This window comes from Mangrovimonas futianensis (genome assembly GCF_021245805.1).
In the GTDB taxonomy this organism is placed as follows: domain Bacteria; phylum Bacteroidota; class Bacteroidia; order Flavobacteriales; family Flavobacteriaceae; genus Mangrovimonas; species Mangrovimonas futianensis.
On the sequence record NZ_JAJJNF010000002.1, the window covers coordinates 55,497 to 78,558 of the forward strand.

At 36.6% G+C, this 23,062-nt stretch carries 17 protein-coding genes; 5 read left to right on the forward strand and 12 right to left on the reverse strand.

Going from position 1 to position 23,062, the window contains the following annotated elements:
- Nucleotides 1–46 precede the first annotated feature (46 nt).
- Complete coding sequence (locus LOK78_RS03070) at nt 47–1,369, reverse strand: DUF5689 domain-containing protein (RefSeq protein ID WP_232393804.1); 1,323 nt, start codon at nt 1,367–1,369, stop codon at nt 47–49.
- A 12-nt stretch (nt 1,370–1,381) separates the two neighbouring features.
- Entirely contained in the window at nt 1,382–4,162 is a 2,781-nt protein-coding gene (locus LOK78_RS03075) for a TonB-dependent receptor (RefSeq protein ID WP_232393803.1), read from the reverse strand.
- A gap of 139 nt (nt 4,163–4,301) precedes the next feature.
- Here LOK78_RS03075 and LOK78_RS03080 point away from each other — a divergent pair, with 139 nt between their 5' ends.
- Complete coding sequence (locus LOK78_RS03080; protein WP_232393802.1) at nt 4,302–5,360, forward strand: endonuclease/exonuclease/phosphatase family protein; 1,059 nt, start codon at nt 4,302–4,304, stop codon at nt 5,358–5,360.
- A 56-nt stretch (nt 5,361–5,416) separates the two neighbouring features.
- Here LOK78_RS03080 and LOK78_RS03085 read toward each other — a convergent pair whose 3' ends face one another.
- The 10 genes from LOK78_RS03085 to uvrC all read right to left on the reverse strand — a co-directional run bounded on the left by LOK78_RS03085 (nt 5,417) and on the right by uvrC (nt 20,073).
- Nucleotides 5,417–5,857, reverse strand: coding sequence for a hypothetical protein (locus tag LOK78_RS03085; RefSeq protein WP_053970998.1), 441 nt, complete (start codon nt 5,855–5,857; stop codon nt 5,417–5,419).
- Nucleotides 5,858–5,956: 99 nt separating this feature from the next.
- Entirely contained in the window at nt 5,957–8,554 is a 2,598-nt protein-coding gene (locus LOK78_RS03090) for a TonB-dependent receptor (RefSeq protein ID WP_232633563.1), read from the reverse strand.
- Nucleotides 8,555–8,736: 182 nt separating this feature from the next.
- The gene (pgi, locus tag LOK78_RS03095) at nt 8,737–10,383 is read right to left on the reverse strand and encodes a glucose-6-phosphate isomerase (RefSeq protein ID WP_232633565.1); all 1,647 of its coding nucleotides are present in this window, start codon (nt 10,381–10,383) and stop codon (nt 8,737–8,739) included.
- Between the two features lie 3 nt (nt 10,384–10,386).
- Entirely contained in the window at nt 10,387–11,718 is a 1,332-nt protein-coding gene (locus LOK78_RS03100) for a peptidoglycan DD-metalloendopeptidase family protein (protein WP_232393848.1), read from the reverse strand.
- Entirely contained in the window at nt 11,676–12,599 is a 924-nt protein-coding gene (locus LOK78_RS03105; RefSeq protein ID WP_166957122.1) for a tryptophan 2,3-dioxygenase family protein, read from the reverse strand. Before LOK78_RS03105 ends, LOK78_RS03100 begins: the two co-directional genes overlap by 43 nt.
- A 3-nt stretch (nt 12,600–12,602) precedes the next feature.
- Nucleotides 12,603–13,385 carry a DUF3108 domain-containing protein gene (locus LOK78_RS03110; protein WP_232393799.1) on the reverse strand — a complete coding sequence of 261 codons (783 nt, stop codon included), beginning with the start codon at nt 13,383–13,385 and terminating at the stop codon, nt 12,603–12,605.
- 139 nt (nt 13,386–13,524) lie between these two features.
- Nucleotides 13,525–14,685, reverse strand: coding sequence for a 4-hydroxyphenylpyruvate dioxygenase (gene hppD / locus LOK78_RS03115; RefSeq protein WP_166957118.1), 1,161 nt, complete (start codon nt 14,683–14,685; stop codon nt 13,525–13,527).
- A gap of 17 nt (nt 14,686–14,702) precedes the next feature.
- The gene (locus LOK78_RS03120; RefSeq protein WP_232633566.1) at nt 14,703–15,860 is read right to left on the reverse strand and encodes a homogentisate 1,2-dioxygenase; all 1,158 of its coding nucleotides are present in this window, start codon (nt 15,858–15,860) and stop codon (nt 14,703–14,705) included.
- A gap of 182 nt (nt 15,861–16,042) precedes the next feature.
- Nucleotides 16,043–18,283, reverse strand: a complete 2,241-nt coding sequence (locus LOK78_RS03125; RefSeq protein WP_166957114.1) for a patatin-like phospholipase family protein — start codon at nt 18,281–18,283, stop codon at nt 16,043–16,045.
- A complete protein-coding gene (gene uvrC, locus LOK78_RS03130) occupies nt 18,283–20,073 on the reverse strand; it encodes an excinuclease ABC subunit UvrC (protein ID WP_232393797.1) in 1,791 nt (596 codons plus the stop codon). The genes LOK78_RS03125 and uvrC overlap by 1 nt, the downstream gene beginning before the upstream one ends.
- Nucleotides 20,074–20,182: 109 nt before the next feature.
- On the opposite strand from uvrC, the gene LOK78_RS03135 reads away from it, so the two are divergent.
- The 4 genes from LOK78_RS03135 to LOK78_RS03150 are packed head-to-tail and all read left to right on the forward strand — an operon-like array spanning nt 20,183 to nt 23,007.
- A complete protein-coding gene (locus tag LOK78_RS03135) occupies nt 20,183–20,626 on the forward strand; it encodes an ATP-dependent zinc protease family protein (RefSeq protein WP_232393796.1) in 444 nt (147 codons plus the stop codon).
- Nucleotides 20,604–21,476: a 30S ribosomal protein S6--L-glutamate ligase gene (gene rimK, locus LOK78_RS03140; RefSeq protein ID WP_053970989.1), complete on the forward strand. Its 873-nt coding sequence runs from the start codon at nt 20,604–20,606 to the stop codon at nt 21,474–21,476. The genes LOK78_RS03135 and rimK overlap by 23 nt, the downstream gene beginning before the upstream one ends.
- Entirely contained in the window at nt 21,476–22,447 is a 972-nt protein-coding gene (locus LOK78_RS03145; RefSeq protein WP_232633568.1) for a succinylglutamate desuccinylase/aspartoacylase family protein, read from the forward strand. Before rimK ends, LOK78_RS03145 begins: the two co-directional genes overlap by 1 nt.
- Nucleotides 22,444–23,007: a 5-formyltetrahydrofolate cyclo-ligase gene (locus tag LOK78_RS03150; protein WP_232633569.1), complete on the forward strand. Its 564-nt coding sequence runs from the start codon at nt 22,444–22,446 to the stop codon at nt 23,005–23,007. Before LOK78_RS03145 ends, LOK78_RS03150 begins: the two co-directional genes overlap by 4 nt.
- Nucleotides 23,008–23,062: the final 55 nt, after the last annotated feature.

Below are 23,062 nucleotides of genomic sequence, written 5' to 3' on the forward strand. Positions count from 1 at the left end.
CGATTGTTTAATCGGGCTTTTTTTTTATTCTTTAAAGAATCATTCCTTATGGAACAAAAACTTTTACGTTATCAACTTCCCAAGTAGAAGAAGCTGAAGTTGTTGATGTGTATTTAAAAGCAATAAATAAATTACCTCCAGCCGCAGCAGAAACATCAATGTCACCAGAATCAGTCCAGCTCCAACTTCCTGCTGATAAGGTAGCAGATAGAGGCGTCCAATCACCATCTGTATTAGGATCTCCTCCAGAGTAATTGGTTGCCATATAAACCTCTAATAAATTTCCATTGTAGTTTTTAGCAGTTTGAAAATTAAGAATAGCCTCGGTTACTCCAGTCAAATCAATAGCAGGAGAGATTAACCAATCTTCATTTTCATGATTACCACCACTAAAACCTGACATAGCAGCACAATAACCTGGGTTCCCATAAGAATTTGGAATCCAAACTTGAGACCCAATGACATTATAAGCTGTCCAAGTTGTGAATCCTGTTTCAAAAAACTCTTCAAACAAAGGATCGCAGCGCTCACCATCAAAGGCTACATCATCAGTATCTCTAATGAACAACTGATAATCGCTATTATATTTACTGAAAACAGCCGTTACGGTTCCTCTTCCTGTTGGGAACAACTGACTTTTGAAAGCAGCAAATCCACTGTTTCTAATAATGATTTGAGAATCATCTCCACAATTCTTTAAATATCTATTTACCGTGTAAGTGTCATCAGCATTAGCATATGGTAAACCTACTTCCTCGCTTCTTAATTGCATATCGTCAATTTGTACCAATAGATTTAAATTGGCATCTGTATAGGCTCCTGGAGTAATAACTTTAGGAACGATTTCTGCAACTTCTGTAGAGCGAATGATATAATCAGTATAAGTAACGGCAGGAATTCTTTCTACGCTTGTCCCGTTAATGGTCCCTATATGAAGGACCCCATTTTGATTCTCCATACCCAATCCGTTTAATTTCACATAAACCTTTCGTCCAGGCTTGTATAAATCATATAACGTAGGGTCATCAATATCAATTTGAATACCTGCTACTGGATTTTCAGGTTCATCCTGAATAATCAACGTTTTATAGAAGTTACCTGCCTCGTCATTAGAAATAACATACCCTTCTAAAACTAAATCGGTTCCTTGTTCATCAAAATCTACAATAGCATCAGTACTAGAATCGTACATACTTTTCACAATAGAAATTGTTGTGGTTGCAGAAATATTGGGCTCTTGAGCATCTCCAACGTTGGGGATACTATAATCATCGTCATTTACGCAAGATGTCAACACAGTTAGAGCCATGATAGACATCAAACTAAATAATTTGGTTGTTTTCATAAAGCTTGAAGTTATATTTTTCATAATCATTTTTTTTTAGAATCTAAAGTATACGTTTACAAAGTAGGTAGCTCCCCTACCATACCAATATTTGGAACCAAAAATAGGTGTATCCCTACTTTCATCTGCCAATAGTTCTCTATAGTTTGCGTTTCTGCCTTGTTCAAACCCTCCAGTCTTGTAGACTTCGTCCAAAAGGTTGTTAACACTAGCAAAGAAACCAATGTAATAGTCATCTATCTTCCAAGATTTCCCTCCTATTAAATTTACGGTAAAATAGTCTTCAAATTCCTCTTGTCTTAACAATTCTCTAGCCACTTCTTGGTCATAATCATCAAAAGGAATTTCATCAACTGGATTTAAATAAAAGTTTCTGGTTCTAGTTAAAGGAGCAACATCTACATAGGTATTGGTAAAATAATTTACGGTAGCTCCAAACCACCAGTAATCTGGGTCGCGATATTCAAATCCTAATGAGGCTGCCGTTTGAGGACCACTTGCCAATTTGTAATCTTTAAGATTTGATTGTCCTACAATGACATCCCTATCATTGGAAGACAAAATAAGATTGGGATTATTGTCATAGGTAAAATTACCTAAAGCGGCGACCCCTTTCAATTTCAAGGTTGGTAAAACTTGTGCCTCAATCCCTAATTCTGCACCCAAATATCTTTTATCTACACCTTGTAAAGTTTCGCTAACAAACTCTGCTACATCATCAAATCCGATGACCCCATCAGCATAATAAAAAGAGACCTCATTGGCATCTTCTATTTTGTTGTAGTAACCTGTAAGCTTTGCATTTATTATAGGTGATCTATAGACATAGCTTGCATCAAAGGCTGTAATTTTCTCTTCTGTTATATTTGGGATAATATTATTGTTCACCCTAGAATTTGAAAAAGTGTTTCTTAAATTAGGCGCTTTGGCTTGATATCCTGCATTAGCATTTATCAAATGCTTACCTGAAATTTTGAAGGTAAATCCTGCTTTAGCTCCTAAACCAGTAAAATCGAGTTCTTCACTTTTTCCGAATGAGTTTTCTGCATTGGAACCATTTCTATACAAGCCTTCTCTGTAATAATTGGTTTTACCAACATTTCCTGCCACATAAAAATCAACTCTGTTATATTTAAATTTGGCTTGAGCATATGCAGAAATTATATCAGCATGGAGATTATAATTATATCTAAATTTATCTCCAACACCTACAGTACGAAATGGATTGTTCATGTCACTTTGCTGTCTGTCTGGATCAGATTCAAACGTATCTACATCCAGATAGCTATTACCTCCTAATAGATCAAGAACTTCAGCAAAATTTTCTGATTTCAATTTTTTATAAGTCAACCCTCCATTTAAAAGGATGTTTTGGTTAATTTCTGAACTTAAAATAGTATTTGCTGTAAATTGAGAATCATCCGTTCTGTCTTCGTATAGAATATATGTAGAATGACCACCCACATTTTCTAAATTATGTTGGTACATATCCGTCCAATTTATCTGGCCGTCATTTATAAAATCTTGTCCATACAAATAGGCATTTTCATAATTAGGACCATCATCCAATCCTAACCAGAAACTAGGAAGCTTTTGGTAATAGGCCGGACTTGGGTTAGAACCACCTCCTACTGCTACTCCGGCATCATTCAATCTCGATCCATTCCAGTCTAAACGGCTGTTACCTATTTTTCCAAATTGGTAACCTATGTTCGTATTTAATTTGGTTTTCTCAGTGATATCCCAATAATGGTTCAACATAAAGATGGGCTCTTCAATCGTCTTGATACGAGAGTTTCTCTTATCTCCATCTTGCCAACCCCAGTATTCATTGTATTTAATTCCTCTTAAATCATATACCTCCTGTGTGTTTGGAGATGATTTCCCCCTTCTGTTTGGGGCGTACATAGACGTAAAATTTATAGAATGCTTATCTCCTAGTTTCTTTTCTATAGAGGTAAAGAAAGAATTAGCATCATAAAGGGTGGCGTCTTGGAAGCCTTCATTACCCCAACGTCTACCTACGGCAAACACCATAGACCAACCTCCATTTAGTTCTCCAGTGGCATAACTACCGATTACCCTATTCGTATAACTGCGGTTTGATGAAGAGTAGGTTACACGACCACCTTGACGATATCTCGAGGCCCTAACATTAAGGTTATTTGTTCCTATAAATCCACCAAAATTATAATCTGAAGGCTGAAGACCAGTGGTTAATTCCTGATTCCTAAGCACATCATTTAAACCTCCCCAATTACTCCATTGTGGTCTACCATCATACAATTTATTCATTTCAATCCCATTGATCAAAACACTACCGTTCTCAGAATCCATACCTCGAACCCTAAAAAACGAAGAGCTGAATTCAAAGGCTGCCGTTCGCTGATACACATCTTGGGATGATTGCAATAAACCCGATATGTTATCGGCACCGCTGGTATCATTGTTTAGTTCGTCATCAGATAAAGTAATGGTAAACAAATCGACCGTATCTGTGACGTCGATATCTAAAATCATATCAGAAATATCTACGATACTTCCTTCATTTACTACAATAGGGTACCTTTTGGGAGCATACCCGTTTTTTGTGAGCCTAAGCATTTGCTCACCTAATGGGACATTTTGTGAAAAAACAAACTCCCCTTTCGCATCAGTTTGGGTTTGTTGTCCTGTTTCTTCAATGGTAATGGTAACTTCGGGAAGAGGTTCATTGGTTGCTGCATCCTTTACACTACCTTTTATCAAGGTGCTTTGAGCAAAAGTAAAGGCCAATGAAAAAAATCCCGCTAAAAAAATCAATAAGCGTTTTTTCATGTTAGAATTTAAGATTAATAACTTCTTATGCGTTAAGTAATAACTAATTAAAGCGCCCAAATTTACATTATTTATGATAAATATCTACATTTGGCCCGACAATTGTATTTTGGTAACCTAAAGTTAACTTATTGATTAGATGAAATTACACATTATCCTATTTTACTGCCTTTTTTTGGCCATTGGAACAAGCCAACTTAATGCTCAAGAAAAAAAGACTTATAAAATTCATACCATTGCATTCTACAATCTGGAAAACCTGTTTGACACCATTAATGACACTTCAAAATTTGATGAAGCCAGTCCAATCATGGAAATGAAAGGTGATATTGAGACGGTATACAAAAAGAAAGTCCACAACATGGCTAGAGTCCTATCAGATATCGGTTTGGATGACACCCATAACTCTCCGGTAATTATTGGAATATCTGAAGTTGAAAACAGACAAGTTATTGAAGACTTGATCAATGACCCCCTTCTTTTAGGAAGAGATTACGGTATTATACACTATGACTCTCCAGATGCTAGAGGAATTGATGTAGCTATGCTTTACCAAAAAAAGTTTTTCACTCCTTTACATACAAGCTCTCACGAATTGAAAATCTATGATGACAATTCCCGAAAGCGTGTTTATACTCGTGACCAACTTTTGGTCAGCGGGACTCTAGAAGGTGACATGATTCATGTACTAGTTAATCACTGGCCTTCTAGAAGTGGTGGTGAAGCTAGAAGCCGACCAAAACGTGTTGCGGCTGCCAAATTGAGTAAAAAGATTATTGATTCGTTGCAAACCAATGATCCCTATGCTAAAATTTTCCTGATGGGCGACTTGAATGACGACCCAACAAATGAAAGTGTCAAAAAAGTGCTAAATGCCGAAAAAGACCGAGATAAGGTAGAGTTTAAAGGCATTTACAACCCCTATGAGAGCTTTTATCGAAAAGGACTAGGTACAACAGCCTACAGAGACGCTTGGAGCTTGTTTGATCAAATATTAATCTCAAAGCCTTTATTAGACAAAGACTTTTCAACCTTTAAATTTTATCAGGCAGGTATTTACAATAAAAACTACTTGGTAGGAAAGTATGGAAGATATAAAGGATATCCTTTAAGGAGCTTTGCAGATGGGGGATTCACTGATGGTTTTAGTGATCACTTCCCCGTATATGTCTATGTAATTAAAGAAATATCTGAATAAAAATCTCATCCTTATAGTTAATAAAAAAGTCGCCTTAAAGGCGACTTTTTTATTTGTTAAGCCATCCAAACATCCCAAGGAATTCTTGATAAAAGTAGAATCAAAGCGAATAAATAAAAGATGGCAACCGTGTTGAATTTGGACTTAGAAACCAATTTCTTTTTATGTTTTGAGTAACCCATAGTTATCAGTACAATGGCAATGATATTAACCAAAGGATGCTCCACCAAATATAATCTTAACAATGCGTTTTTCATAACACCTCCCATACCTAGCTCGCTAAACATACTTAAGCGTGGTGACACAAAATAAAGCACCAACCCAATCAATAATTGAATATGGGAAACAATTAAGGTGAACAATGAAATTCTAAAATCAAGAGCCTTGTATTCTCTATCTCCTAGAGCCTTTATAATACTGTTTACTACGGCAACCGTTAATACGGTCAATACCAAATAAGCCCAATAGGAATGTAAATTTTGTACAATGTCATACATGTGTTTAACTGTTTAAGATGAGAAAACAAAAATACTAATTAAAATGTATAAAAAAACCTCTTCAAAATGAAGAGGTTTTTTATCCAATTATATAAAAGACTAGAAATTAAATCTCATGCTTACATTCCAAGTTCTACCTAAACCGAAATATCCTCTATTGCTAACATTGATTCCTTTATAAGTCTCATCACCAGCTTCTGCTTCATTAGCTGTAGAAAGCTCAGAAATATAAACCTCATCAAACAAGTTATTGATATTTCCTCTGAATACTATGGAATTATTACTTTTTCCAACATTCATTGTATAAGTCATACCCAAATCAACTAAATCATAGGATGGAAGTTCCAAATTATCTTTAGTTACTACATTGCTGTATAAGTCATTATACATTCTCCAATCTGAGTCAATTGAAAAGCTATCACATAATCTATAAACAAATCCAGCTCCAACTGTAAATTGGGCAGCATCACCTACTTTACCTCCATCGATATCCTCAACTTCTTGACCTTGTAATTCTTGGTTGTCGTTAAAAGTTTGCACTAATACTTCACCTACATACTCCCAATTACCGAAAGAAGCAAATCCAGTAATATTTAAATTTGAAAGTGGCTTAGCAACAAAATCCAATTCAACACCAGTGTGTAATTGCTCCACACCATTGTTTACGTCATAAAACAAATCTCCAGCATCATCTGTATAAGATACAGTTTGAACTCTATCTTTCCAATTGGTGCGGTATGCATTAATGTTAGCATCAATAAATTGAGATCTTAATTTATAACCAACTTCAAGACCTAATATCTTTTCGTTTTCAGTAAATGGATTTACACGGTTGGTGAAGTTCAAATAGATGTTTTCATGGTAAGGTTGACGACTGTAGTAACCTGCGTTAAAAAAGATTGAGTGATTATCATTTAGGTTATAATTAGCTCCAGCTTTAACATTATAACCAGTATTATTAACCTTTTCAGATTCCTCAAATTCAGGCAAGTAATCGTATCTATCAAATCTTTGATGTGATTGAGTTGAAATAGAACCTTGGAAGAATGCTGAAAGTTGATCGTTCACATATTCCAATTGTCCAAATAATCCACCATAAGAAATACGCTCACTATTATCATAATCAATTCTTTGATCTTCACCCATTGTATTAAACGTAGCAGTCCAAGGGTTTGCTGCAAAAGACTCAGTAACTGTGTTGAAAACTGGATCTGTCACCCTGTTATGAGTGTCATCATACAAGCTTCTACTTTCTGTCCAGCTGTTTAAACCTAAGAAATTTTCAACCTGTCTGTAGTGAGTCCCATAATAAGTTCTTAGGTCAGCTCCAACATTTAAGGTCAAAGTTTCACTTAATTTTTGGTTTAAGTTGGTAACCATACCATACCAGCTATGGTTGTTCATTGAAGAACGTATTAAATAAGTTCCATTACCAAACATACCCTCACCATTTGCTAAGTTGTTATTTTGCATAATGGCATCAAAATCTACTTTACCATCTTCTGTTCTAACTCGAGAACCGTAGTTTCCAGTTCCTCCTCCACGGCCCCAAGAGGCATAAACAACTGTTGACAAGCTAGTTTTTTCACTAATAGTCCAGTCCCAGTTTAAGTTAGCAACAGGTTTATGATAAAAGTTTCTTCTTTCAGTCATATACTCCCCGTTCAAATAACCGTAGTTATTGTTGTATTTTCTACCATAATCTAAATAATCACTTATGGCTTTAGAAAAGTTTTGATCATGCCATTGAGGAGCTCCAGTAATTAAAAAGTTAAAATTATGCTTTTCGTTTGGCTCATAACCTATTGAAAAGAAATAGGTTTGACCTTCACCACGGGTACCCATATTGTATCCGCCACCTCTCCAGTAGGTCATTAAGGCACTAACTCCTAAACCATTTTCCATTTTACCTGTGTTATAGGAAACTGTTGATTTCATAAAGTCGTTGTTAGCAACAACTCCTTGAACAAATCCTCCTTGGTTTTTAGAAGTAGCTTTAGTTACAAAGTTGACAGTTCCCCCAACAGAAGAAATAGCTAATTTTGAAGACCCTAAACCTCTTTGAATCTGAATGGCATTAGCCACATCACTCATACCAGACCAGTTTGACCAATATACGATTCCATCTTCCATGGCATTTATTGGCTGTCCATTAATAAGGAATGCTGTGTTAGTTTGGTCAAAACCACGAACACTCATTCTGGAGTCTCCATAACCTCCAGATTGACCTGCAACATATACTGAAGGTGTATTTACCAACGTAGCAGTAATGTCTTGAGTTCCGATTTTTTGTTGAATTTCCTTGGCCTTAATAGTAGACACAGCTACAGGAGTCTGTCTGTCTTTTACCAAGTCAATAACTCCTGTTCCTACAATAACAACTTCTTCAAGCGTGTTATCAGGAGATAAGGTAATAGTACCTAAATTTGTATTTCCATTAAAACTTAATGTCACCTTGCCATAACCGACAAATGAAATAACTACTTGTCCCGAAGCAGCACTGGTAGTCAAAGTGAAATTTCCGTCAAAATTTGATGAGACTCCATTGGAGGTCCCTTTCTCCACAATGTTTGCACCTGGTAGGGGAGCATTCATTTCGGCATCCATGATGGTTCCCGTAATTGTTGTTTGAGCAAATGTAAAAGCTGAAAACATAATGGCTCCTACAAGAAAAATTAATCTAGTAATGTTCTTCATGTTAATTGAGAAATTGGTTTCTAAATTTTTTCGCAAAATTACACAACTAAATAGTTCAAACATTATGAAATAGTTAATTATGCATGCATATTAAATATTTAACTAAATGCCTGATTAAATTATAGATAAATTGGGCAAAACACTGATGAAATTTATAAAAAAGTCAACAGTTTAATTAACAATTAATTAAGGGTTTTCTTGAAGTGATTGATTAAACCTGAAGTTGACGGGTCATGAGCTCCAACATCTTGTGATTTTAAATCTTTTAAAACATTGTTAGCCAATTGCTTACCTAACTCAACTCCAAATTGATCGTAACTAAAAATATTCCAAATAACACCTTGTACAAAGATGCGATGTTCATACAAAGCAATCAGTTTTCCAAGGCTTTCTGGGGTTAATTTGTTAATAAATAAAGTAGTAGTCGGCTTATTTCCTTCAAAAACTTTGAAAGGAAAAAGCTCTTTAACCGTGTCTAGGCTCTCATTTTTTGCCTTAAATTCCTGTAAAACCTCTTCAGAAGTTTTACCGTTCATAAGGGCTTCTGTTTGTGCAATAAAATTGGAAATAAGTTTTTCCTGGTGGTCTTGGTCACCATGAAGCGCGTTTACAAATCCAATAAAATCAGCCGGAATTAACTTTGTACCTTGATGAATTAATTGAAAAAAGGCATGTTGCGCATTGGTTCCAGGTTCTCCCCAAATAACAGTCCCAGTTTGATAATTCACCTTTTGGCCATTTCTGTCAATATATTTCCCGTTACTCTCCATAATACCTTGCTGTAGGTAAGTAGCAAATTGATTCAAATATTGAGTATAAGGAATGACTGCTTCGCTTTCAGAACCAAAGAAATTATTATACCATACCGTCAAAAGACCAAGAACAACCGGAATGTTATCTTCAAAAGGAGTGGTTTTAAAATGTTCATCCATCTTATTTGCTCCAGAAAGCAACGCATCGAAATGCTCAAAACCTACAGATAGACTGATAGATAGGCCCACGGCACTCCAAAGTGAAAAACGACCACCTACCCAATCCCACATTGGGAAAATATTACTCTCAGCAATACCAAACTCTTGAACTTTTTCGATATTGGTAGATACCGCTACAAAATGATCTGCTACAGCTTCTTCTGGTTGAGTCAGCAAAAACCAATTTCTTATGGTTGTTGCATTAGATATCGTTTCTTGGGTTGTAAATGTTTTAGAAACAATTACAAATAGAGTCGTTTCTGGATCCAGGTGCTTAATTACTTCATTCACATGATCACCATCCACATTACTCACAAAATGGGTTGTTAAATGGTTTTGATAAAAGGATAAGGCTTCTACAACCATTGCTGGTCCTAAATCTGAACCACCAATACCAATATTAACCACATCTGTAAATGCTTTACCTGAATGGCCTTTTCTATTTCCTGAAATTACATCATCAGAAAATTTCTTTATTTGATCCTTAACGGCGAATACCTCTGGCATGACATTTTTACCATCAACAAAAACCTCATCAGTTTGTTTCGCTCTTAAGGCCGTATGCAAAACAGCGCGTTTTTCAGTCTCATTAATTTCCTCTCCCGAAAAATAGGCGTTCATGGCCTCTTTGAGTTTAACCTCATCAGCTAACTCCATCAACAAAGAAAAAGTTTCCTCGGTGATTCGGTTTTTGGAATAATCAACATAAAAATCCTCCCATTGTATTGTCATTTTTGAGGCTCTCGCTGCGTCTTCTGCAAAGAGCTCTTTAAGATGTAATCCTTTTACGGTTTCAAAATGAACTGACAGCTTGGACCAAGCTTTGGTTTCGGTTGGGTTTATTTTAGGTAATGCCATTTATTAATGTGCCTGACTGATTAAATTTTCATCTGAGTTTTCAAAAAGAACGTCTTCCTCTGCGGGAACTTCTTTGAAAGGAATACGATCCAATTGCTCTTTCAAAGGCTGTATAAAAGCCAAATAAGAAGTTTTCAAGCTATCTGCAATAGGTTCAGCTGCAGGAAGCTTTTGTCTAAAGGGATCCACTTGAACCCCATTTTTCCAAAATCTATAGCAAACATGCGGGCCAGAGGTATTTCCTGTCATTCCTACCCAGCCTATCACATCTCCCTGCTTCACAAATTGCCCAACTTTCACATTTTGCTTTTTCATGTGCAGGTATTGGGTGCTATAGGTCGCGTTATGCTTGATTTTGACGTAATTTCCGTTTCCTCTCGTATAAGCCGATTTGATAACCGTACCGTTGGCAGTGGCTCGAATAGGAGTACCTATATCGGCAGCAAAGTCTGTCCCTTTATGCGGACGAATTTTATTGCCATACAGAGCAATACGACGTCTTAGGTTATAACGTGAGGAAATTCTTTTATATTCTACTGGAGCTTTTAGGAAGGCTCGTCGTAAATTATTTGCTTCTTCATTGAAGTAATCAGAAAGCCCTTTAATACTGTCTGTCTCATACTCAAAGGCATAAAAAGGTTCGCCATTGTGTTCAAAAAATGCGGCTTTTACATCGGCAATTCCTGCATAAATGGAATCATCAATATACTTATCTGTGTAAATAACCTTGAAGCGGTCTCCCTTTTGTAGTCTTCTAAAGTCAATGGTCCAAGCATAAATGTCATCAGCCAATTTAAAAGTCAGCCTAGGACTGATTCCTAAATCTTCCAAAGTTTCAGAAATGCTACTGGTTATAACCCCGGCGACTTCCTTTTCAACATAGGTGACAGGCTTTCTATTTGTGTAAGCATGAATGGAATCTTGGAAATTCACCACCACATACTCTTCTTTATTAGGCTGATAAATAAAACATTTTGGCTCCTGCAAGGTGTCTTTAGAGCAAAGCAAGGTATAGGGCTTCCCTATTTGCAGTTTGGTAATATCGAAACTGGATTTGGCTCCTTCAGCAATTTGAAAGATTTTGGGATAGCCTAATTTATTGCGTTCCATAATAACGCCAAAACTGTCTCCAGAACGGACAGTATCCCTTTTAACAATATAATCATTAAGATTGAACCCAAACTCAAAAGTGTCTTCGGGTTCCACAATGGCTATTTCTTCGGTTTCCTCAATAGGGAGAGACTCTTTCTTTTTGCCGCAACTAGTAACCAGTAAGGCGGCAGTTAAAAAAGTTAGACATTTTCTCCCCAGTGCTTCAATTCTTCTTTGGTCCATAAATCCGGAAAAAATATTCTTCTTTGATATTTGGGATGCATATACTTGACCCATTCGCTTCCACCTGTGGCTTCTGCTGTTTTACCACCAATGTTTAAATAATGGTTGGCCGTATTATAGTGCGCCATGACCCATTTGATATTAACAGTTTGGTCATAATGACGCATTGCATCGATTAAACTCTTGTCTTCTTTAACACTGTCTGGAAGCTCTTTGAACTTAGTCCAGAGGTTATGTGTATTATAGAATTCCGCAAATCTAATAAATTCATCTTTGTATTTCTCTTCAAAAGCTGTTAATGTATAACTTTTTTTGCCTGTTTTGTAGTCCTTACCTGCTGCTTGCCAATATAAATGCTCCAAAGCGTATTCAAATGAGGTATTTCTGTCTATGGTTTCCCTAAACCTGTGGTCTATCAGATTAATCAATTCAGTAGATGCAAATTCTATTTTACGGTATTGGGCACTTTGGAAACCACTAGCAGGGGTTAAAGTATGTCTAAATTTATTGTACTGCTCCACTTCCATCCCATCCTTCATAATATTAAAGGACGAAGTCAACATATCGAAATACCTACTGATTCTCATCAGTTTTTCAGTAAATAATTCGGCAGAAATATTTGGTTCCTTGGCTACTTGATCAATTTCCCATAAAATCATTTTAAATAGGAGTTCATTGATTTGATGATACATTATAAAAACCATCTCATCTGGAAGAACAGTACGTTGCACTTGCAAGTTTAAAAGGGCATCTGTCTGAATGTAATCCCAATAATTAATGAGTTTCCCATAAAGCAATCCTTCCAAATGGGCATCTACATCCTGACCCAAATTTTTATATTTCTCTTCTAATTGGCTGGTTATATTTTTTTTAGTTTCCATTAGTTAGTTTTCAACAATTATTTTAAATGGGTATTTCAATCCTCTGAAGGCATTCAATTCGGCACGCAAAGAACCAACCGCCAAATCAGCTTTGACACGTAACGGTATCCTGTTTTGATCGTTTGACACCCACAGCGTTAAGCTTTCCTCTTCCTTAAACACCCTCCCCGCCATAACATATGGACGAAACTTTAGAGCATTTACCTTTCCAAAAGGTGTTTTTATATTTTCTGACCCTAAATATCTTATTTTAAATCCATAATTCTCTTCATCAAAGAACATATTAACAAACACCTCATCCCCAACATTCAGGTCATCGACATCCAAATTATTCCTTAAATAGTAAAAGGTAGACACCATATCTTGAATGTTTGGCTTGGTATCAAATTCTGCCTTACGGCTATGCTTAATATTATTTACAAGCGCTTTATTTTGTTCATGATCAAAGGTGATTTCAATATTCTTGGTATGCCCCCCTTCATCAATCTTTCTGATAAATCTATAGGGACGTATGTGCTCTTTATCAAAATAACTCTCATACAAATCCTCTACTTTAAAAAACCACTTGATAGCACCGGTTGTCCATCCCTTTCCAACCACGTGGTAAACTGGTTTTCCATTGTAGGAGCCATTATTCACTTTTAATGTGGCTTCTCCTGCTTTAAAAAAACCACTATAACTCATTTCAAAACGAAACCATTCTCCTGTATCAAAGGCGCTTTCAGTTTGTGCCCAGGATTTAGGCATTATTAGTAAAAATAGGGCAATAGATATAAGATTCTTCATAACTGTTAGGTACAAATGTAATTTTTATTCATTCAAATTTATGTTGCAATTAAATGACAATTACCATTCCAAAGTTATAAAACAACAACTCCCTCAATATAATTGAAGGAGTTATTTAAGAAAGAATTAATATTCTGCATTATAGAGTTCCTCTCTTTTCTTGCTCTCTTTCAATGGATTCAAAAAGAGCTTTGAAGTTTCCAGCTCCAAAACCTCGAGCTCCCATTCTTTGAATGATTTCAAAAAACAAGGTTGGTCTATCTTCAACTGGCTTGGTGAAAATTTGCAACAAATAACCTTCTTCATCGGCATCTATCATAATACCTAAACTTTTTAAGGTTTCAATATCTTCACGCAATTCATGGCTAAATTCTTCCAATCTTCCAGGTACTGCTCTGTAATACTCTTCTGGTGGAATAGATAAAAATTCAACTCCTCTTGATCTTAAATCAGAAACCGTACTGATGATATCATCTGTAGCTACAGCAATGTGCTGAACTCCCGCTCCCTCATAAAAATCTAAATATTCCTCAATTTGAGAACGTTTTTTACCTTCAGCCGGTTCATTTATTGGAAATTTGATACGCCCATTTCCATTACTCATTACTTTACTCATTAAGGCCGAATACTCTGTATGGATTTGTTTGTCATCAAACGAAAGGAAATTTACAAATCCCATGACATCTTCATACCATTTCACCCACGTATTCATTTCTCCCCAACCTACATTTCCTACCATGTGGTCAATATACTTTAACCCTACAGGAGCTGGATTGTAATCGGACTCCCATTTAACAAAACCTGGTAAAAATTGACCATTATAGTTTTTACGTTCCACAAACATATGGATGGTCTCTCCATAAGTATAAATCCCTGCACGGACCACTTCTCCAAACTCATCAGTTTCTACCTGTGGTGCCATGTATGATTTTGCACCACGTGAAGTTGTTTCCTCCCAGGCAGATTTAGCATCCTCCACCCAAAGAGCCACCACTTTAACACCATCACCATGTTTAACGATATGCTCATTGATAGGATGTTTTGAATTTAATGGTGTTGTTAGCACCAACCTAATCTTGTCTTGCTTCAATACATAAGAAACAGTCTCCTTACTGCCAGTTTCTAATCCTTTATAAGCATATGATTGAAAGCCAAACGCCGTTTTGTAAAAGTGAGCCGCTTGTTTAGCATTTCCCACATAGAATTCTACATAATCGGTTCCTAATAAAGGCAAGAAGTCTTCTGCCCCCTCAAATATTTTTTCTAGACCGTAGTCTACTGATTTAATTTCTTTGCTCATTTTGCTTTTTATTAAGGTTATTCCAACCAAGATTTAAAATAATCTTCGTCTGCTATTTTTAATGCTTCTTCGGTAACTTGTAAAGGTTTGAAGGTGTCTACCATAACGGCCAATTCTTCTGTTTTCTCCTTCCCAATACTTCTTTCTGTAGCTCCAGGATGTGGACCATGAGGAATACCAGCAGGATGCAATGAAATATGACCTGCTTCAATATCATTTCTACTCATAAAGTCGCCATCCACATAATACAACACCTCATCACTATCTATATTGCTATGGTTATAGGGTGCTGGTATGCTATCAGGATGATAGTCATACAAACGTGGCACAAAACTACAAACCACAAAAGCATCAGTCTCAAAGGTTTGATGCACTGGCGGCGGTTGGTGAATGCGCCCAGTTATCGGTTCAAAATCATGAATCGAGAAAGCATAAGGGAAATTATAGCCATCATAGCCTACTACATCAAATGGATGAGAAGCATAAACCATGTCAAAAATATCATCCTGCTTTTTCACTTTGATTAAAAACTCACCATTTTCATTGTAAGTTTCCAATTCTTCCGGCTTTCTAATATCTCTCTCACAGAAAGGAGAATGTTCTAATAACTGCCCAAACCAATTGCGATATCTTTTTGGGGTATAGATAGGTCTTCTTGACTCCACTATAAACAATCGGTTATCTTCTGTATCAAAATCAATTTTGTAAATAATACCCCTTGGGATTAATAGATAATCCCCATATTTAAAGTCTAAATTCCCCAAATGGGTTCTCAACTTTCCTGTGCCTTTGTGGACAAAAATTAGTTCGTCTGCATCAGTGTTTTTATAAAAATAATCCTCTGTGGATTTTTTAGGTGCTGCTAAAATAATACTGCAATCACTATTAGTCAAAACCGTTTTTCTACTTTCTAAATAATCATTTTCTGGCGGCACTTGAAAGCCCCTAAAACGATAGGATTGCATGTTGTTGGCCTTGGCAACTTTAGGAGAAACATTATATTGATTTCTGATCTCCTTAACCTGAGTTGGTCGTTGTTCATGATACATATTGGAATACATCCCATCGAAACCAATCGTACCAAAGAGTTGCTCATAATACAGGCTACCGTCTTCCTTACGGAATTGTGTATGTCTTTTGGGAGGAATTTTTCCCAGTTTATGATATAAAGGCATGCTTTAAAATTTAAATTAAAAAATTAATGATTTCACCTAAATTTTTAGGCTTCTAAAGATACAAAATATGTAGCCTTATTCAGGGTTTCTCTTGATAAGAAAATGTAGATGAAGTAACAAATAGGTCCAAAAAAGCTTCATATTTTGCAAATATGACAAAAAAAATCACAAATAATGAATAATTAGAACCAAAATCCCACATTGAAAAACCAAATACTCTCTTTAAGTTCTGGTGAGTAAGTCATTTTTGCCTCAATGGGGCCAATAAAGGTTTCCAAGGAATAGCCTAGAGCATAGCCAGAAAAGTTTGGAGTAGTTACCCATTCTCCATTCGTGAAAATGTTATCGCCTACATTGGCGAAGTTGGCCGATACATTGATGTGGTTCTTTTTGAAAATCTCATAATCCAAGGTTACTAGCCCTTTGATATAACTATCACCTGGAATACTCATGAAATCATAGCCATAAAATGCTTCAAAATTATTGATAAAGTCATTTCCATAACCACCAAGTACAAAATCGAGATACGGATTTTCATTTTCACCTATTCGGAACCCTCCTTGAAATGAAATATTCCCGGTAAAGTTTTTAGTGATATTCTTAGCATATCCAAAGGTTCCCTTAGCGATGGAATATTCGGTGAAATCACCATTAAAATCAGATGAATACAAATACAGGTGAAAATCCCCATCCACATAAAAACCTTGATTAGGGAAGTATTTGTTATCAAAAGTATCCAATTTCAACTTCCCAAATACACTCAAATAATTACTATTCTCAAATAGGGTCTCTCCTTCATCATCTCCAGAGGCCACAGTCTCTGAGTGAATTTTTAAATGTTTATGTTCTGCTCCTAAAATGAGGGCAAAATCACGGCGAAACAAGGTTTGAAAATAAAACTGATTTGTAAAATCCTGTAACTCTACATCAAACTTATTGATACTATTGAAGGGCTGAACTGCTTGATAAGGATCTATCAACCGAGATGAAACATTCTTTTGGAATTGATTAAACCTAGACTTTAATCCGATACTCCAATAAAATCCTTTATCAATAAAGTATTCAAAATTGTACCTAATATTATCTCCTAAGCCTACATCCAAGGTGGCAATGTCATTCTTAAACAAAACCGATTTCCTGGTAACATTCAACAAAGCAGCCGATTTGTACAATTCATCATAATGCAACCCGAATCTGAGATAGGTTTTAAGCTGACTTTCTTTTACATGAATATACAAATCATAGCCTTTTTGATATTTGGACGACTTTAAGCGATTAATCACACTCTGGAAGTTATTTGTGGCTGCCAAATTATTAACGCCTGTCACCAAATCTTCATAAGAAATTTCGCTCTGAGCCTTGAATTTTAATTTACCAATGACATAGCTACTTGTATATTTTTCAGTACCAGAAACAATAATGGAGTTGATTCGCAAACTATCAATGGGTTTTATCGTTAATCTTTCCCTTGGTTTTTTTGTTTGCTTTCCAGCCAAATGACTAAGTGTATCTGCCAGTTTTTTGGCTGCAATTTCCCCTTGTGTTATAATTTCATTCCCATCGTCAAAAGACATGACGGTAAAGTCTTCAATATCTGGTTTGATATATATATCAGTCCGTCCAATCTTTCCCTTCATGTCATTGATGGTACGATAATTATTGATCTGCAAAAGAATGGACAAGGCTGATTTTAATTGGTCTCTATCAGCCAAACCGTCTTGTACATCTACCCCTATAATCACATCCATACCTTTGGCTTTCAGCTCATCAATGGGATAATTATTGACCACACCTCCATCAATCAAAACTTGATCATCAATAATGACGGGTTGAAATAATGACGGGAAAGCGCCACTTGCCGCAATAGATAGTGGTAAACTGCCTTTATCTAAAATCACCGGCTCCCCAGTTTCTACGTTGGTAGCCACACAGAAAAAAGGAATATCCAATTGATCAAATTGATCAACATCACAGGTGTGCAATGTCAACTGTGACAATAAACTCAACGTATTTTGCCCTCTTGATAGAGCTGATGGTAAGTTGATTTTATAATTATCAAAGGGAAGGGTAATGGCATATTTCTCTGAGTTGTCCCGCTCGTAGAATGTTTTAGATGCCCGAGGTAACTCATCATTTATAATTTTATCAAAATCGACATCCCGAAAAATGGAGTCTAGAGCTTTTCCTGAATAACCAGAAGCATATAAGGCACCAACAATAGCTCCCATACTAGTTCCAGCTACATAATCAATCCGAATCCCCAAGCTATCTATAACCTTAAGAGCACCTATATGTGCCAACCCCTTGGCTCCACCACCACTTAAAACGAGTCCCACCTTGACCTCATCATCAGTTCTAGCCTGTGAAAAAGCAGAAGATGTTACGAATAACAAAAGCAACAGAAAAACAATGGGGCTTTTCATTAATTATGATAGTATTTATATATTTTTTCGGCTCTAGATTTCCCAACTACCGCTTCCAACTCATCCAATTTCGCGTGGGATATCCTTCTTACCGACTTAAACTTTTTTAATAACTCAACTATGGTTTTTTCTCCTACACCGGGAATGGTTTCTAACTCGGTATTCAATGCTGTTTTGCTTCGTCTATTCCGATGGTGTTCAATCCCAAATCGATGTGCTTCATTCCTGAGTTGCTGAATGACTTTTAAGGTTTCACTTTTCTTATCTAAATATAAGGGAATTGGGTCATTTGGATAAAATAATTCTTCCAAACGTTTAGCAATTCCGATTATCGCAATCTTACCTCTCAAACCCAAAACATCCAAGCTCTTTAAAGCCGAAGACAATTGTCCCTTGCCCCCATCAATTATGATCAACTGGGGTAAAGGTTGCTCTTCTTCCAGCAAACGTTTGTACCGGCGATATACAACTTCTTCCATAGAAGCAAAATCATCGGGTCCTTCAACTGTTTTTATATTGAAATGCCTGTAATCTTTTTTACTAGGTTTACCATCCTTAAATACCACACATGCAGCCACAGGATTCGTTCCTTGAATGTTACTATTATCAAAACACTCAATATGCCTAGGCTCTCTTTTTAATCTTAAGTCAGCCTTCATTTGGGCCATAATGCGATTGGCGTGTCTATCTGGATCTGTAATCTTCACCTGTTTTAATCGTTCCAATCGATAGTATTTAGCATTGCGGGTTGATAAATCCAAAAGGTGTTTTTTATCACCCAACTTGGGGACTGTTATTTTTATTCCTCCTCCCACTTCAACATCAAATGGCACATATATCTCTTTTGATTTGGAATGAAACCGCTGTCTTAGTTCTGTGATGGCTAACTCCAACAACTCATGGTCAGTTTCCTCAAGTTTTTTCTTGATTTCAAGTGTATGAGATCTAATGATGGAGCCATAAGACAATTGCAAAAAATTTACATACCCAAAGCTCTCATCACTCACAATGGAAAAGACATCTACATTGCTAATTTTCGGATTTACAATAGTAGATTTAGATTGGTAATTTTCTAGCACCTCTATTTTTTCCTTTATTTTTTGCGCTTCCTCAAAACGCATTTCCTCGGCATAGGCTTTCATCTGAGACTTAAACTGATTCAGAGAATCTTTAAAGTTCCCCTTTAAAATTTCTTTTATCGAGTTAATATTTTCATGATAAGCCACTTCAGTTTCCAAACCTTCACAAGGTCCCTTGCAATTGCCCAAATGATACTCTAAGCAAACTTTATATTTATCTGCCTCAATTTTATCTTGGGAAAGGTCATAATTGCACGTGCGTAACAGAAAAAGTCCTCGAATCAACTCCAACAAAGTGGAAACGGTTTTCATACTGGTATAAGGACCAAAATACTCACTACCATCCCTGATGACCCTTCTAGTACTAAAAACTCTTGGGAATCGCTCTTTTTTAACACAAATCCATGGGTAGGATTTGTCATCCTTGAGCATGACATTATACCGTGGCTGATACTTTTTGATGAGATTGTTTTCCAACAAAAGCGCATCGGTTTCCGTGTCAACAACAATATGCTTAATGTTGGCAATCTTTTTGACAAGTACTCTTGTCTTGCCATAATCATGATGTTTGTTGAAATAGGAAGAAACCCGTTTCTTTAGGTTTTTAGCCTTTCCTACGTAAAGAATCTTACCGTCCTTATCAAAATATTGGTAAACTCCCGGTAAATCCGGAAGCGTTTTCAATTGAATTTCGAGCGATGTGTCGGCCATTTTCCCAAAGTTACAGATATATCTATCAATGCATTGAAATTTAATGTAAATTTAAGCTTTTTGAAGCATCATATTCCTTACATTGTGCCACTTTTTAAAACCCTAAGAGATGGAGAAGAAAATAATTGGTAGGACAGACGTAGCAGACTTCCCTAAGCTAGGATTGTTTCAAGTGGATGTAAAAATTGATACAGGAGCTTACACTTCTGCGATCCATTGTTCGCAAATAGAAGAAAAGGACCAAAAGCTTTACTGCACCTTTTACAGTGCTGGTCACCCCAACTTTAGTGGGAAACAAGTAACATTTGATTCCTACTCTAAAACGGATGTAAAAAGCAGTAATGGATTTAAGGAAAATCGATTTAAAGTAAAATCCAGTATCATATTATTTGGTAAAACCTATACAATTAATTTAACTTTAAGCACGCGGGATGATATGAAGTTTCCCGTTTTGCTTGGAAGGCAATTTTTAAACAAAAAATTTTTGGTTGATGTAAGTCAACAAAACCTATCCCAAAACCAATGTGCCCATGAACATTGTCATTCTGTCTAGAAACACCAACCTGTATTCAACAGAACGCCTAATTGAAGAAGGCTTTAAAAGAGGTCACGAAGTAGAAGTGATCGACCCTTTGAAATGCGATATTATTATCGAAAAGGAAAAACCCACCATCTATTACAAAAACAGATATCTGGATTATGTGGATGCCATCATCCCCAGAATTGGGACATCGGTTACCTTTTACGGTTGCGCCGTTGTAAGACAATTTGAAATGATGGGAGTCTTTACAACAGCCACTTCTGATGCTATCATTCGCTCTCGAGATAAACTAAGAAGCCTACAACGCCTAAGTAAAGCCGGGATTGGTATGCCTAAAACGGTTTTCACCAACTATTCACGAGATGTTGAGGAAGTCATTGAACATGTAGGAGGAACACCAGTTATTATAAAGCTTCTGGAAGGTACCCAAGGATTGGGCGTGGTTTTGGCTGAAACCAAAAACGCAGCCGAATCTGTATTAGAAGCCTTTAATGGTTTGCAAGCTAGGGTTATCGTTCAGGAATTCATTAAGGAAGCGAAAGGGGCTGACTTAAGAGCGCTGGTGGTTGATGGTCAAGTAGTAGGCGCCATGAAAAGACAGAGTAAAGAAGGTGAATTTCGCTCCAATTTACATCGTGGCGGATCAGCTTCCTTGATAAAGCTAAGTGATTCAGAACTAAAATTAGCCATGGGAGCGGCAAGAGCATTGAAATTGCCTGTTTGTGGGGTGGATATGCTACAATCTGCTAGAGGTCCTCTCTTACTAGAAGTCAATTCAACTCCTGGTTTAGAAGGCATAGAAAAGGCTACGGGACGTAACATTGCTAGAGCTATACTTACCTACATAGAAAGAAACAAATAATGACCGACTCACAGAAAACATCCATTCATGTCTTAGGAAAGGAGATTCGTGAAGGCGAACGATGTGAATTGCGCTTTGATGTGGCCAATTTGCATACCTCTTCCAGTGTGGATGTCCCTGTGATTATTGAACGCTCTAAAAAACCCGGACCTGTTGTTTTGATTACAGGCGGTTTACATGGTGATGAAGTTAATGGAGTTGAAATTGTAAGACAAATTATTTCCTTAGGCATTAACAAACCCAAACGAGGAACTATTATTTGCCTTCCGGTAATTAATGTATTTGGGTTTATTAACCTAACTAGGGAATTTCCCGATGGCCGTGATTTGAACCGTGTATTTCCAGGAACTAAAAAGGGCTCATTAGCGAGCAGGGTTGCTTATAAATTAGTGAATGAGGTCATCCCTGATGTTGATTTCATTATGGACTTCCATACAGGGGGAGCAGGCCGCTTTAATGCACCACAAATCAGAATTGTCAAAAACGACCCCGAATTAGACCATTTGGCTCAGGTTTTTAATGCGCCATTTGTGCTATACTCCAAAAACATCAAGAAATCATTTCGAAATGTGACCAGCAAGTTAGGCATCCCAATGTTGTTGTTTGAGGGAGGTAAATCTAACCATATAGACCCTCAAATATCAGCGACAGCTGTAGAGGGAATTAAGCGTACGCTAAAGCATTTGGACATGCTGTCAACTAAATTCAAAGTAACACGCCCAAGGAAGAAGCCCGTTTTCATTTTGACAAGCAGGTGGCAAAGAGCCAATTTTTCTGGCATGTTCAAGGCTATCATCACTGTCAATAGCTTGGTATCCAAAGGAGATGTTTTAGGTCACATAACAGATCCTTACGGAAAATTTATACATCCCGTCAAGGCCTTTAATTCGGGATACATTATCAATGTGAATGAATCCCCTATCGTTTACCAAGGAGATGCTTTGTTTCATATTACTACCAAATTAAAATGACCAAACAGGAATTGAGGAAAGCCTACAAGGCCAAACGAAATACCCTAAGTGAAGATGATATCCTGAATCTTAGCCTTCAAATTGCAAATAGACTGTTGACCATGGATATTTGGAATCACAGCTTTTATCACATTTTCCTATCCATAGTTGAACAAAAAGAAGTTCATACAAACGATATCATTCATATTCTCTCGGGAAAAGACAAAAACATCGTCCTTTCCAAAAGTGATTTTGAAACAGGAACCATGACTCATTACCTATTGACAGATGCCACAGTTCTTAAAAAAAATTCCTATAACATACCAGAGCCTGTTGACGGAATTCCTATTCCTTCTTCCAAATTAGAGGTGGTATTCGTTCCTTTAATGGCATTTGACAAAGAAGGGCATAGAATAGGCTATGGGAAAGGATTTTACGATCGATTTCTTGCAGATTGCGGACCTGATACCATAAAAATAGGACTGTCCTTTTTTGAGCCTGAAGACCATATAGCAGAACGATTCGCTAATGATATCAATTTGGATTATTGTGTCACCCCGGATAAGGTATATGCTTTTTAAAAAAATTAATTTAGTTAAAAAATTATTAAGGGGTAACAATTTGATAACCCCTAGC